The 14,270-nt window shown below is 62.5% G+C and carries 10 protein-coding genes; 7 read left to right on the top strand and 3 right to left on the bottom strand.

Annotation, left to right across the window (positions count from 1 at the left end; translation table 11 throughout):
* Positions 1 to 79 precede the first annotated feature (79 nt).
* A complete protein-coding gene (locus MFF62_RS29955) occupies positions 80 to 850 on the bottom strand; it encodes a hypothetical protein (RefSeq protein ID WP_238267625.1) in 771 nt (256 codons plus the stop codon).
* Positions 851 to 1,117: 267 nt separating this feature from the next.
* On the opposite strand from MFF62_RS29955, the gene MFF62_RS29950 reads away from it, so the two are divergent.
* The 6 genes from MFF62_RS29950 (at position 1,118) to MFF62_RS29925 (ending at position 12,410) form a co-directional block, all read left to right on the top strand.
* A complete protein-coding gene (locus MFF62_RS29950; RefSeq protein WP_238267617.1) occupies positions 1,118 to 3,787 on the top strand; it encodes a PD-(D/E)XK nuclease family protein in 2,670 nt (889 codons plus the stop codon).
* Between the two features lie 17 nt (positions 3,788 to 3,804).
* On the top strand, positions 3,805 to 7,194 hold the full coding sequence (locus MFF62_RS29945) for a UvrD-helicase domain-containing protein (protein ID WP_238267615.1): 3,390 nt from the start codon (positions 3,805 to 3,807) through the stop codon (positions 7,192 to 7,194).
* A 3-nt stretch (positions 7,195 to 7,197) separates the two neighbouring features.
* A complete protein-coding gene (locus MFF62_RS29940; protein WP_238267606.1) occupies positions 7,198 to 8,157 on the top strand; it encodes a 5'-nucleotidase in 960 nt (319 codons plus the stop codon).
* Between the two features lie 106 nt (positions 8,158 to 8,263).
* Positions 8,264 to 9,895 carry an ATP-binding domain-containing protein gene (locus MFF62_RS29935; protein ID WP_238267604.1) on the top strand — a complete coding sequence of 544 codons (1,632 nt, stop codon included), beginning with the start codon at positions 8,264 to 8,266 and terminating at the stop codon, positions 9,893 to 9,895.
* Positions 9,896 to 10,018: 123 nt separating this feature from the next.
* Positions 10,019 to 11,290, top strand: a complete 1,272-nt coding sequence (locus MFF62_RS29930; RefSeq protein ID WP_238267602.1) for a DUF445 domain-containing protein — start codon at positions 10,019 to 10,021, stop codon at positions 11,288 to 11,290.
* A gap of 73 nt (positions 11,291 to 11,363) precedes the next feature.
* Positions 11,364 to 12,410, top strand: coding sequence for a helix-turn-helix transcriptional regulator (locus tag MFF62_RS29925; RefSeq protein ID WP_238267600.1), 1,047 nt, complete (start codon positions 11,364 to 11,366; stop codon positions 12,408 to 12,410).
* A gap of 51 nt (positions 12,411 to 12,461) precedes the next feature.
* On the opposite strand, the gene MFF62_RS30980 is transcribed toward MFF62_RS29925, so the two are convergent.
* Positions 12,462 to 12,728, bottom strand: coding sequence for a hypothetical protein (locus tag MFF62_RS30980; protein WP_404990860.1), 267 nt, complete (start codon positions 12,726 to 12,728; stop codon positions 12,462 to 12,464).
* A 23-nt stretch (positions 12,729 to 12,751) separates the two neighbouring features.
* Positions 12,752 to 12,937, bottom strand: coding sequence for a hypothetical protein (locus MFF62_RS30975; protein ID WP_404990859.1), 186 nt, complete (start codon positions 12,935 to 12,937; stop codon positions 12,752 to 12,754).
* 239 nt (positions 12,938 to 13,176) lie between these two features.
* Here MFF62_RS30975 and MFF62_RS29915 point away from each other — a divergent pair, with 239 nt between their 5' ends.
* On the top strand, positions 13,177 to 13,920 hold the full coding sequence (locus MFF62_RS29915) for an HNH endonuclease (protein ID WP_238267598.1): 744 nt from the start codon (positions 13,177 to 13,179) through the stop codon (positions 13,918 to 13,920).
* Positions 13,921 to 14,270 lie beyond the last annotated feature (350 nt).

Raw genomic sequence — 14,270 nt, 5'->3', positions numbered from 1 at the left:
GGCCAAGCGGGGGCAGTGCCGGCGCCGCCGGTTGCCCGCCCAGTTCTCCGGGATGCTGGAAGCATGGGCTAGCGTCGGCTTATCGGAAGGCTGTGTCTTCCAGCAGGCCCGTTGGCCACGGATACGCCACGATCACCTCGGCCGAGAGATCGGACACCGAAGGGCGTCGCCGGAAGAGCCGCATGCGGTCGCGCATCATCGGGTTCATGGAGACGACGTCGTCCAGAACCTGCGCTTCGGCGGCGACCGCAATGCGCGCGGGTGTCACATGGCTGAAATTTAGTGCCGTGGCCACAGCGGCCGTCAGGCGCCGAGCCAGCGTGTCGTGCTCGAGCGCCCGTTCCCGTGAAAGGGTGCACAGGGTATGCGTGGCCGCCAGGTCATGAATGCTCCACGTACGTTCGCTCGGGGCAAGGAACAACGGCTCGATCATCGTCCGCACCACGATATCGAGCGATGCGGCAAGGCTGTTCGCGCCCGACAGTATCCAGCAGCCGTGCCGGCGATGGGGCAGATGGTGCGTCGAGCCAAGTACCAGCGCCACTTCGCTGGCACCACGGCGGAACGCCTTGCACATCGCATCGACGGGCCCCATGGCGTTCCAGCGGGCGCCGCCGAACACGCCGCTCAGTCGCGTGGCATCGACCAGGTGGATCACCAGATCGGGGCGCGCCATGGCCTTGGTGTCTTGGCCCCACTGCAGTCGGCCACAGAGATCGGGCAAATCAGTCAGGAGACCGGCGGTCTCCTGCTCGGAAAAGCCCCAGGGGCGCAGCAGCACCCGCTGGCGGCGCGGCTGGGGCGTCGCATGACCATGGCCGGTGGTAGAGAAGTTCGAGATCGCGTACATACGTGTCCTCCTGAAAGTCCGACTGGATGCGCATTGTTGGCGTCGATCTGCGCATGGCGTGCGCAGATCTCCGGGTCCAATACATGCGTGTCACGGACCACCGGAACTGGACGCCGGCCGAGCGGGCCCGAACCCGTATCGGAACCCAAGTCCGCACCCCTTACGTGGGGGGGATGACGTGCGGCGCGTGGCCATTCAGCATGTCGGCCATCTTGCAGTTGTCAGCGACAATGCAAACGACTGGCCACCCATCAGGAGATTTCTCGCATGGCAGCAGGGCAGCGACATACCATCATCACGCACGGGCGGCTCGCCATGCGCACCGCGCGGCTGCATGCCGCACGGGCCGGCCGGCAGGGCGTACAGATACTGGCCATGGAACAGCTTGCGGCTCGGCTGGCGGGTGGCTTCATCGAGCCGCTCGACGACGAGACGCTGCTGGACGCCATTCAGGCGGTACTGCCGACGATCGCGCTCGGCGAACTTGACGGCATCCGCCTGCTGCCCGGCATGGCGGGCGCGGCAGCGGATACCTTACGCAAGGCATGGCGGGCGGGCATCGACCTGCAGGCGCGCGCTAGCCAGCATCCACGCGTGGCGTCGCTTGCCCGGCTCGAATCCGCGGTGCTGGCGCAGTTGCCGCCCGCCAGGCAATGTCCGCCGCAGTTGTTGCGGATAGCGATGGCGGGTATCGACCGGGCGCCGAAGTTGCTGGGGACAATCGAATGCATCGGCATGGCCGACGTGCCACCCGTCTGGCGCGAACTTGTGGGGGCGCTGGCCGAACGGCTTGACGTGTGCTGGATGGCCGGGTCGCGGCCGATTCCAGCATGGCTGGCGGAGACCGCTGTCCGGGTGATCACGGAGCCCGTTAGCACGCCGGTGGTGAGCGTCGTCAGCGCGGCCACCACACAGCATGAGGCTGTCGAGGCCATGCGCTGGGCGCGTCTGTTACTTGCCAGCGGTCGTGCCCGGCCTGAGGACATTGCCATTGCTGCCGTTGCGCCGGGCGACTACGACGATGACTTCCTGGCACTGCGCGCGGACGCCAGTCTCGACATCCATTTCGTGCATGGCGTCTCGGTGCTGACGAGCCGGGACGGGCAGGCCGCTGCCGCACTGGCCGATGTGCTGGTGCGCGGCCTCTCGCAGGTCCGCGTGCGTCGCCTGGCCAGACTGTGCGCGGGCAACAAGGGAGGGCTGGGCAGCTTGCCACCGGGCTGGACAAAGCAGCTCCCCGCTGATGCCCCCATGACGTCCGCCACCACGTGGAGCCGCTGGCTGGCGACACTGACGGCGCAGGACTGGCCCGACGAAATCGATCATGGTCAAGCGCTAGATGACGTCATCGGTCTGCTCGACGGCGGTGTGGCAGGCGCGGAGCAGGCCGGTGAAGCACTGCTTGACGGCCGCGCATTGTCGATCTGGCGCCGCGCCCTGCTTGCGGGGCCGGCGGCGGCCATCGAAGCCACGCTGGCCAGCCTGAAGCAGGACGATGGCCTCGAAGCGTGTGCCAGTGTGGCCTGGATGCCGGCATCGTCGCTGGCGTCCGCGCCACGTCGCTTTGTCCGGTTACTGGGGCTGAACTCTTCGCGCTGGCCGCGTGCCACAAGCGAGGATCGTCTGCTGTCCGATCATATCGTGCCAGCTGCGGAACTGGACCCCACGCCCGTCAGCGTGGTGGACCGGCGCGATTTTCAGAGCATCCTTGCCACCACGGCAAATGAAGTGGTGTTGTCTCGCGCCAGGCGCGATGGCGAAGGGCGCTTGCTGGGACGCAGCCCGCTGCTGTATGCCCTGCCGCAGGAAGCCTACCTGCGGCGTAACAGCCCGGCGGCGCACGCATTCAGCGAGACGGATCGCCTGCTTGCACGCCCGGCGGAGTTTGCCGGGCTCCCGCAGGCGCGTGCGGCCATCCAGGGCTGGCATGACTGGCACAGGCCGATGCTGACGCCGCACGACGGCGTGGTGCGTGAAAACCACCCGGTCATCGTGGCCGCGCTAGGGCGCACGCAGTCGGCCAGTTCGCTGAGCAGGCTGCTGCGCAATCCGCTGGGTTTCGTCTGGCAGTATGCGCTGGGGTGGCGTGTCCCACAGGATGGCATCGAACCGATCGTGCTCGATGCGCTGAGCCTGGGCAACCTCGTGCACCGCGTGCTGGACGTGGCCGTTCGTGCGCTGGAACGGGAAGGCAGCCTTGCGTCTGCCAGCGTGCAGAGGATTGACGAGGCGGTCAGGTCTGCCACATTGGACGCCGCCCGCGAATGGGAGACAGGCGGCCCGGTGCCCCCCGCGGTGATCTGGCGCCGGACACTCGACGATGTGCGGGAACTGGCATCCCGAGCGCTGCGCTACCGGGACGCTAGCCTGTCCGACGCGCGCGCCTATGGCGAAGTGCCATTTGGTGGCGCGCAAGCCGGGACGGCCTACGATGAAACCGCCGCGCCATGGGATATCAATGCGCCAGTCGAGATTCCCGGCACGGGCTTTCGTATCCGGGGCTACATCGACCGCCTCGATGTGTCTCGCGACAAACGGCGAGCGGCCGTGACGGATTACAAGACCGGCCGCACGCCGGAGGCGCAGGTTCGGCTGCGCGGCGGCAGGGAACTCCAACGTTGTCTTTATGCGTTCGCGGTGAGTGCACTGCTTGGCGACGACGTCTCCATTCGCGCGACGCTGCTGTACCCACGCGATGGCAGCGAACTGCCGCTGGACGAGCCCGAGCAGACCTTGGCCGATCTGGTGGGCTATCTGGGCAGCGCACGGCAAAGCCTGCTTGCCGGTGCGCTGCTGGCCGGTATCGATGCGGGCATCGACTATGACGATCTGCGTTTCGCGCTTCCCGCCAATGCGTGTGCTACCTACCTGAGCCGCAAGCTCGAGGCCACCACTGAACGCCTGGGAGCCACCACCCAGGTATGGACTGCTGAATGACAACTGCCATGAGAAGAATGCTTCCTGACGATGCCGCACGCCACGTGGCCATGGCCGTGCATGATCGCTCCCTGCTCGTGGAGGCTGGCGCGGGGTCCGGCAAGACGGCGGTGATGGCGGGCCGCATCGTGATGCTGCTGGCCCAAGGTGTTGCGCCCAGACGGATCGCTGCCGTGACCTTCACCGAACTGGCGGCCAGCGAACTGGTGATCCGTGTGCGCGAGTTCGTCACCATGCTGCTTGAGCAACCCGCGCAGCCGCCTGCCGAGATGCGTACCGCGCTGCCAGACGGTCTGGACGACGCGCAACTGGGGTTCCTGCGGGCCGCCAACCATGTCATCGACGAGATGACTTGCTCGACGATTCACGGTTTCTGCCAGCGCCTGATCAAGCCGTATCCGGTTGAAGCGGACCTGGATCCCGGGGCTACCCTGATAGATGGCGGTCAGGGCGACCTGGCTTTCCAGGAAATCGCGGATGCGTGGCTGCGAGAGGCCCTGGACACCCATGACGGCCTGCTGGCTGAACTGGCGATGCGGGAGCCCGAACCGACCATCGCGCTGGTGAACAAGGTGCTGGGACTGATACGCCACCACCGGCATGCCACGGCACGGCCGGGCAAGCCGCTGGGACCCATGGGCGCCGGTTTCGTGCAGGCCAGCACCGCGTTTTCGGCGTTTGTGCGCGAATGCGCCGATGCGGCCGAGCCGGATACCGTGGAGTTGTCCCACTGCTTCGAGCAGATGGTCGCGGCGGTACGCGCCCCGCTGGCTGCGTTGCAGGATAGATTGGCCAATGGGAGCCGATACCCGGATCTCGTAGCGTTGCTGTGCACGCGGCCCGGTCCCGCGTTGATTACCTCGGGCGGGGCCTTCAGGAAGTATCAGAAGAAGACCAAATGGCGCGACGCCGCGAAGCAGGCCGGAATCAGCCAGGCCGATGCTGACCGTCATTGCGAGGCGGCCCAAAGCCACTATGTGCTTTGCTGCGTCACATGGGATGCGCTGGCGGCCGAAGTGGCAAGCCACGTATTGGCGGAACTGGTCACGTTGCTGCAACCGGTGGCAGATCGCTTCCGGGCCTACAAGCGTGCCGCCGGCTTGCTGGATTTCGACGACCTGATCTACGCCGCGCGTGATCTGCTGCGTGATCATGAACCAGTCAGGCTGGCGCTGGCCGCCCGGTACACCCATGTACTGGTTGACGAATTCCAGGACACGGATCCGCTGCAATCGGAAATCTTCTGGCGCCTGTGCGGCGATCCTGAGCCTGGCGCGGAGGTCGACGACTGGGCACGGTATCGGATCCGGCCCGGCGCCTTGTTCCTCGTGGGCGATCCCAAGCAGGCTATCTACCGCTTTCGCGGTGCAGACGTAGCCGCGTTCGTGTCGGCCCGCAGCGCGCTTGCCGCCCAGCATGCCGACAGCGTGGTGTCGATCTCCACGAACTTTCGCTCGCAAGCACCAATCCTGGATTATGTGAATGCGCGCTTTGCCGTGCTACTGTCCGAGGAAGCCGGGCAACCCGGCTTCAGCGCGCTGGAACCGTTCCACCAGACCAGCGATGACGTGCCATGCGTCGTGGCGCTGGACGTGGCGGTTCCGGCTGGCGGAAAAGCCGAGCAACAGCGGGACGCGGAAGCGGATACGGTAGCCGATCTGTGCGCGCGCCTGATCGGCAGCCACGTGCTGACCGACCGCAAGACCGGTGTAAGCCGCCCGTGTCGAGCGGGAGACATCGCATTGCTTGCGCCAACCGGCAGCGACCTCTGGCGCTACGAGGAGGCGTTAGAACGGCGTGGCGTTCCAGTGGCCACGCAGGCGGGCAAGGGACTCTACCGTAGGCAGGAGATCCAGGACCTCATTGCGTTGACACGGGTGCTGGCCGACCCCGCCGACACGCTGGCGCTGGGCGCCCTGCTGCGCGGCCCGCTTGTGGGGCTTGTTGAGGAAGTACTGCTCGATATCGTCGATGCGCTGCCTCGCCCGGCCAACGCACCGACGGCTTTGCCGCGTCTGACGTTGATGACCGAGGTGAAAGATATTGTCGACCCGCTGGCGCGCGATGTACTGGAGCGCCTGCAGTCGCTGCGGCGCAAGGCTAACGCCACCACGCCGCACGACCTGCTGGCGCAGGCGGTGGATGTGTTGCGCGTGAGGCCGCTACTGCTCCAACGCCACGGCGGGCGGGCCGAACGTGCGCTTGCCAACGTAGACCTCTATCTGAACATGGCGAGCGCCTATGCCGTGCGGGGTTTGCGTGCGTTTTCGCTGGCAATGACAGCGGCATGGACCGACGAGTCGCGCGCGCCGGAAGGACGTCCCGATGCACAGGAGGAGGCCGTTGCGCTGTACACGATCCATGCGGCCAAGGGGCTCGAGTGGCCCATCGTGATGCCGATCAATACGATGACGCAGGCGCGCGCGGCGGAAGGCACGCTGATTGACCGTACCACGAACGGCATCTATTGCACGGTGTTCGGCGTGGCGCCGTCAGGACTGGAGGTCGCGCGCAAGGCTGAGCAGGCCGAAGTGGAGCGGGAACGTATCCGGCTCTGGTACGTGGCCATGACGCGCGCGCGGGATTTGCTGGTGCTGCCGCGCCTGGATGCACAGATCAGGGACAACGCATGGATGAGCCTGCCGCGGTTGCCGCTGCACGAACTGCCAGCGCTAGTTGTGTCCCATCTTCCGGACGATCAGGTGGTGCCAGTGGCGCAGGCAGCGAATACCCAGACACGGGATGCATTCGCCGAGGAGGCGGACCGGATCAAAAGGGCGCATCGCGGACTTTATTGGAGTGCACCCAGCCGCGGCGAAGATATCGCCGCGCCGACGTGGATACGCCCGACGGCCGACCCGGTCGCGCCGAGTCTTGACGAATGGCCGTCGGATCCTGGTGTTGCCAGCGTGCAGGGCGGGCGCGAACGGGGGCTGCTGATCCACAAGCTGCTGGAAGAGGTGCTCAACGGGGAGGTTGCCGAAGACCCTGCTGCACTGGAGATGCGGGCGGCGGCATTGATCGGCATGCTGGACCTGGTTTCCCATGACGATCCGCTGCGCGGTGTTTCGGCATCGGAAATTGCCGGGTGCGTGGTCCGTACGCTTGCCTTGCCTGATATCGTCGCGGTCCGCCCCGGACTGGTGGCCGAGTATCCGCTGCTGTCGGTGACGACATCGCCCGGCGCGGAGTTCGTGACTGCGGGCGTAGCGGATGCGATTGCCTTCGATGCCGATGGGGTGGCGCAGGTGGTGGTGGACTGGAAGAGCGATGTCAACCCATCAATGGATGCGCGAAGCCACTACCGGGAACAGGTGGGCCACTATCTGGCCATGACCGGCGCACCTCGAGGCCTGATTGTGTTCGTTACGACCGGAAAGGTCATGGAAGTTTCCAAAATCACTTGAACAATGCCCTATCCCATTGAAAGCAAGCTCGTGGTTGGTGTGGCGTCGAGCGCGCTGTTCGACTTGAGCGAATCGGATGACATCTACCGGACGGAAGGCGTGGAGGCCTACCGCTTGCATCAGGAACGGCAGCTTGACGTGCCGCTAGCCAAGGGCGTAGCGTTCCCGTTCATCAAGCGGCTGCTTGGCATCAATCGGACGTTCCCGGATCAGTTGCCGGTCGAGGTCGTGCTGCTGTCGCGCAACTCGCCCGAAACGGGGATGCGGATCTTCCGGTCCATCGCGCACTATGGGCTGGACATCTCGCGCGCGGCATTCATGGCCGGCGGCTCTCCGCACCCGTACCTGCCTGCCTTCAACGCGTCGCTGTTCCTGACGGCGAACGAGGACGACGTACGCGGTGCAATCGACGCCAACTATCCGGCCGGGCTTGTATTGCCTTCGACCGTCTTCGATGACGAACTCGATACGGAACTGCGGGTGGCGTTCGACTTCGACGGTGTGATTGCCGATGACGAATCGGAGTCCGTCTTCAAACGCAATAACGACGTGGGGGAGTTCCAGGCGCATGAAATGCACCGCCGCGAGATACCCCACCAGCCGGGGCTCCTCGCCAAGCTGTTTCGTCAACTTGATGCCCTGCGACAACTTGAAGAAGAGCGTATTGGACAGGATGCCACTTATCGAAAGACGCTGCGCATGGCGATTGTCACGGCCCGCAACGCACCTGCGCATGAACGGATGGTGACGACACTGAAGAGTTGGGGGGTCACGCCTGACCAGGCTTTCCTGCTCGGAGGCATGGAGAAGGCGCGCATCCTCGATGTGTTGCGGCCACACATCTACTTTGACGACCAGATCAGCCACCTGCGTTCGGAGGCCGGCAATATCCCCATGGTGCATATTCCATTCGGAATTGCCAACCGGATCCAGGACGAGACGGCTGATGTGTCCCGTTCTTGATCCTGCGAGAGAGGGGTAGGGTCATTTCACGTGGCAAAACACATCATGTGGCGAAACGAAAGCTCGTCGGTTATGCTCCGCGTTCCATCAGTATAGGGGGCGGGAAATGGCGCGCGTCGTGCCGGATGGCTGGGAAACCATGGAGGCGGACGGCCCACTGCGCCGCGAGTTCGAAACGCTCGCGGTACTGGCAGCCGGGCTGCCGGACGGCTATACGGTCTACCACGCCGTACATTGGACCAATGTGGAGAGAAGCCACACCATCTACGGTGAAGTCGATTTCGTTGTGATGAACCGCGCGGGCCATCTGCTGTTGATCGAGCAGAAGTGCGGCGTGCTGATGGAGACCGAGGACGGCTTGGCCAAGCAGTACAACGGCAAGGTCAAATCCGTGCCGGCGCAGATGGGGCGCAGTGCCGACGGCATGCGAAACAAGCTCGGCCGTGCACTGAACGGCCAGCCGATGACGATCGAGTTCCTGCTGTTCTGCCCCGATCATCAGGTCAGGTCGCCGCACACCGCAGGGTTGTCTCCGGAGCGCATCGTGGACGCGAGCCGCCGCGAGGCGTTGTGCGCATGGATCGAGCAGATTCTGCCCGCCGGCCAGGCCAATCCGCTGGCCGCCCGCGTGGACCGGTTCCTGAGGGACATTATCCAGCTCGAGACCGATGCCAGTGCGCTGGTCGGGCAGGCGCGTTCCATGGTCACTCGTGTGTCGGGCGGATTAGCTCACTGGGCACGCCAGCTCGATTTCACGCCTTTTCGATTGCGCGTCACGGGTACGGCCGGATCAGGCAAAACGCAACTGGCCCTGGCCGAATTCCGCGCGGCGGTGGACCGTGGGCTGCGGCCACTCTACGTGTGTTACAACCGGCCGCTGGCCGATCATTTCACCCACATCGCGCCGGAAGGCGGCAGCGTTTGCACCTTCCATATGCTGTGCGACCAGATGGTCAGGGAGGCGGGTGACACGCCGGACTTCAGCGCGATCGATGCCTTCGCTCAGCTTGTCGCGCGTGCCGGGGAACTGGACGTGCCCGACGAGTTCCTGTTCGACACCGTGATCGTGGACGAAGGGCAGGACTTCGCACCGGAATGGCGCGATTTGCTGTTGCGTCACGCCAGGCCCGAGGCACGCATCCTCTGGCTTGAAGACCCTATGCAGAATCTCTATGACCATCCGCCCGTTGAGCTGTCCGGCTGGGTCCGCATGCGCGCGACCAGCAATTTCCGCAGCCCGCGGGCCGTGGTGCGGATGCTGCAATCGATTGTGCCGCCAGAAGTCGAGATGGAGGCCCGCGCCCCGGTAGCTGGCGCCGAGGTGGAATTTCTGGTTTACCAGGACGCCGCACAGATGCGCGAGCACGTCAAGGAGGCGATCAAGCAATGCTATTCAGCGGGATTTCGGAAGAGCGACGTGGCACTGCTCAGCTTTCGTGGGCGCGACAGTTCTGGTCTGCTGGGCTTCAACCAAATCGGGGTACACGCACTGCGTACGTTCACAGGGAGTTATGACTCGTCTGGACGGCCCGGCTACTCCGATGGTGACGTGCTGGCCGACACGGTATTCCGCTTCAAGGGGCAGTCCGCGCCGGCCGTGGTGCTGGCGGAAGTCGACTTTGAACAGCTTGGCGACCGTGAGATACGCCGGTTATTTGTGGGTGCCACGCGCGCGACCATGAAGCTGGTGATCGTGTTGTCGGAGAGGGCTGCAGCGGCATTGCTTGAACGCATATGAGCCCGCAGACTGAAGCGGCACTTGCCGCCTCGCGGATGCGCAACCCCGGTTCAAACGTTTCAAGTTCGAATTTGTGAGTCGGGCTGCCGGGGCAGCCGCGTATCATGAGGAATTAAGTCGCATATGGATCAGGCTCAGGAACTGCGTCTTGCCAAACGCAAAGCCATGGTGTTTCTGCTGGTGGCGGCAATGGTCTTCGTCGTCACCCTGTTTGTCCCGCGTGGGTGGGTAGTGGACTGGATTCGAGCCGCGGCCGAGGCGGCCATGGTGGGAGGGCTGGCGGACTGGTTCGCGGTGGTGGCGCTGTTTAAGCGCATTCCCGTACCCGGGCTGGCCGGCCATACCAACATCATCATCCGAAAACGCGACGATATTGCCGAAGGACTGGCAACCTTTGTCAAGGACAAGTTCCTCGACAAGGATTCCGTGATCGCGCTGATCGATCGTCACAATCCGGCCCAGGCCGTGACCGACTGGTTTGATTCCGCCGCCAACACGCGCAGGCTTGGCGAGGCGGTGGCCAAGTTTCTGGATGGCGCGCTGGATGTCATGGACGAGAAGAACGTGCAGGCATTCGCCAGGAAATCCTTCGCTTCCGTTATTGAGCATGTCGATCTGACCCAGTCGGCAGCGAACATCCTGGATGCGCTGACACGGGACAATCGTCATCAGGCGCTGCTGAAGGAATCACTCAATCATCTGATACATCTGCTGAATCACCCTGAGACGCGTGAACGGATTTCACGGCAAATCGTGAAGTGGCTCAAAGACGAACATCCCAGAAAGGAAATGCTGTTGCCTACCGAGTGGATCGGCAGCAACGGCGCCGAGATGATTGCGGCCGCCTTGCGTCGCGTGCTGACGCAAGTGGAAGAGGACGAGTCGCACGAGCTGCGCAAGAAGTTCGATGAAGCGACGCGGGATCTCATTGTTCGGCTGCGGAGCGATGCGTCGTTCCGTGCCCGGGCCAATGGGATCAAACGCTACCTGCAGGATCATCCGGAATTGAATACCTATATTGGCGCGCTTTGGAATGAATGGCGCGATCGCCTGAGGACAGACCTCAAGCTTCCGGATTCCGCCGTCTATCAGAAGGTGGTGGCGGCAGGTCAATGGATTGGCGGCGAGTTGGCCCGCAATGAATCGCTGCGGGAATCCATCAACGCCCAGTTGCGTGAGGCTGCGGGGCGCATGGCGCCGGACTTCGCCGATTTCATTACGCGTCATATCAGCAACACTGTGCGAAGCTGGGATGCTAGGGAAATGTCACGCCAGATTGAGCTCAATGTCGGCAAGGATCTTCAGTACATTCGGATGAATGGCACCATTGTCGGGGCATTGATCGGCGGCGTTTTGTACGTGCTGGCGCAATTGCCGCATCTGCTCGGGGCATGACGTAGAAAAGCGGCTGCCAGCAGGCGCGGCCAATTTGGATCAGGTTACGCGATCGCGGCTTTGAGTAGAACGTATGGGCAATTCCACAAGATGGCCTCGGCTTGGGGCAGACATTCTCCAGTCTTTGCCTGTCGAGGCAGGGCAAACCATCGCTTCGGGTGAGCTGATCCAGCGGGTCAGGCAGCGGCTCAGGTCGGACCCGCCGAGCCGCGACACCATTTTGCGCGCGCTCGAGTCGCTGGAGAGCGAAGGGCTGGTGCGCAAACAGGGCACTTCGCGCGACCGTGTCTGGTGGCGCACGGAAAAGCAGGCGCCTAACAATACGGCAAGGCGGCCGCCACTGGAACTGGCGATTGCACTGTTGACATTGAGGCGCCATGCTCACACCCATCTGCCAAGTCATGTAGTCGCTCAGCTCCAGGCGTATTTCGAGGGCGCAGAGAAGTTGCTCATCGAAAGTCCTGCGGATCCATTGCTGAATGAGGCGCGTGCCTGGCAGGATAAGACCGTCCGTATTGAGGCGGGCTACCCGCTGGTGTCGCCACCTGTCGATTCGGACATTCTTAATGCAGTTCGGCGGGCACTCTACACGTCGACGCTGCTCGACATCACCTATCAGAACTCCCGTCTGGACAGCGACCGCCCAACATCGTACAAGGCGATGCCTGTCGGTTTGGTGGAGCGCGGACCGGTACTTTATGTGGTGGCTACCCGCCGAAGTCGCAGTGGCTCCTATCGCTACTATCATCTTCGGCTGGACCGCTTCGTCTCGGCGGCTTGCACCGATACGGCTGGGGAACGGGATCCGGCCTTCGATCTCGAAGAGCATGTCCGGACGCAGGAGTACTTTTCGTTTTTTCCGGGAGAGAAGATCCGGATCAAACTTCGAGTTCACGAAGATGATGACATCCGCCATTTGTTCCGCGAACAATGGCTCTCGCTCGATCAGGAAATCATTGACGAGCCGGGTGGTTTTCTTCTCTGTGCCACGGTGACACTATCCCTGGCGCTACGCAATCTCTTGATGGAGCGCAGCGCACGCGTGGAAGTTCTGTCGCCGGTTGGGTTGCGGCAGGAGATTGCCGCGAACTTGCGTCTGGCCAGCCGTTGCTACGAATAGCTGGGGGGCGAGGCCGTCGTCTTTACAAGACAGCTGGAGGCATCGGCACGTTTAGTGTCTCAGTATTCGATATTCAGGCTCGGTGAGTCGCCAACGAGATTGAAGATCGTCTCTACAGTAAGCTCGACCCGTGCGATCGGCGTTTCCCGACGAGATTTTTGGCGTCAAGTGGCCTTTGCGTAAGCATCCGGCCATTACCGTCCTTGACGACAGTAGGCGAAGCCCAATGTAAAGCAAGTGGAAGGCGCTTGCCGATTTTAACCGCCACTCGCTTGTAAGAACGCAACGGCCGCCCATGGCCTCAAAGCCGCGGCGCAAGCCGCCAATGCCTGCGAATAGGTCTATAAAATCGAATTTATACGCCCGCTGGGCGGCGCGGGCTTCGGAAGCAAATCCTCTGGGGCGAGGTATACAGCATGTCGTAAGCGCGGGGAGGCCTTGCCCTTCAGCCACCGATTAATTATCTCTCGGCACCGCGACCCCGGCGTCATGCGGTTGAGATAGTTTCCAACGAATTTTTTGGTCATAGAATTCCAGCGCCTTTTGCGGCAGTTGCAGTTCTTCGTCGTGTGGGCTCATAAAGCGTAATGGTGGTGGTGTTTGTGACTTTTTATCACTCATTCTACCCAGCACAAGTGAATTATGCGTAGGTGCCCGCTTTCGGAGTAAGCGGGCACGTCCGTGCAACCCATCCTTAGGGAGGTTGACGTTACCAAGAGAGCCCAATAGGCTTTTGGGTCACATTGGGGTGCAAAGGAGGTCTGCAATGGATTGGAGCAAGCTGTTTGACAACTATGGCTTGAAAGCGGTTACGAAAACTGACAAGGACAAGGCTGCCTACGTGCCGAACGCAGAGCAGCGAACCGCTATTGAGGCGGCAGGAATCTCACCAGCCGCCACTCGGCCGGGACCGCCATTCCCAATCGTTGTACTTTTTGACCATAAGGTGACGTCCGTTACTGCCTCTTACTACTACGCGGTGCGGGCTACAGATCCCACTCGCAAGCCAGAGCCCAGGATGGGCCAAGAAATCATTAGTTCATGGCTGAACATTGGCGATGTAGTCGTCATAGGTAACATTGGACCGCAGATGTTTGCGTGCAAGGTGAGCGCAGCTCCTGCCAGCGAGGAAGATGGGCTGGCCGAAGTTGCAAAGCGTGCCGACAAGACGACGGTCATTAAGCGCGCAAAGATGGCGAAGGGTAAGCCGGCAAAGCGCACAGTCCAACGAGACGATTTCGTCAGGAATCCGTTCGTCGTACGTGGCGCAATTGTGCGCTCAGGCGGAAAGTGTGAGATGCCGGGTTGCAAGTCTGCGCTGTTTGAGCGAGAAGATGGTAGCCCGTACCTAGAGGTTCACCACGTTGTTCCGCTCAGCGAGGAAGGAGACGATACGTTATTGAACGCTGCCGCCCTGTGCCCACATTGTCATCGCGAACTTCACTTTGGAAAGGCGCGGCTGGCTCGACGTACTACCCTTGCTACATACATTGCCAAAGCCACGATTTAGCCTTGCCCGCGTTAGGGCATGCCTCAGTGCACACAGTCCATCCGGGATGCTGTAATGTCAACTGGAGCGCCCTTCCGGACCGTGGGCTTGTGGCGAGGGACTTTATTTCGAGCTCCGCGAAGAGATGATCGCCAGTTGGCCTCGACAAAAAAGCCGCCTGGCTGCAGGCGCGGCTTGATCCGGTTTTCGTGAATCGGATGGCTGCAGAGACCGTGCTGATGCCTCTTAGTCTCTAGTATCAAGTGCAACACCCGTGATGAGGTAGGGTGTTGGAATGAAGAATTACAGCCATTTGAGTGCGGAAGAACGAGCGCTCATCATGATCGAACGCGGCAAAGGTAGCAGCATCA

This window comes from Cupriavidus pauculus (genome assembly GCF_022179805.1).
GTDB lineage: Bacteria > Pseudomonadota > Gammaproteobacteria > Burkholderiales > Burkholderiaceae > Cupriavidus > Cupriavidus pauculus_E.
The sequence above is the reverse complement of the archived record's forward strand: the minus strand, read 5'-3'. Positions and strand labels throughout refer to the sequence as shown.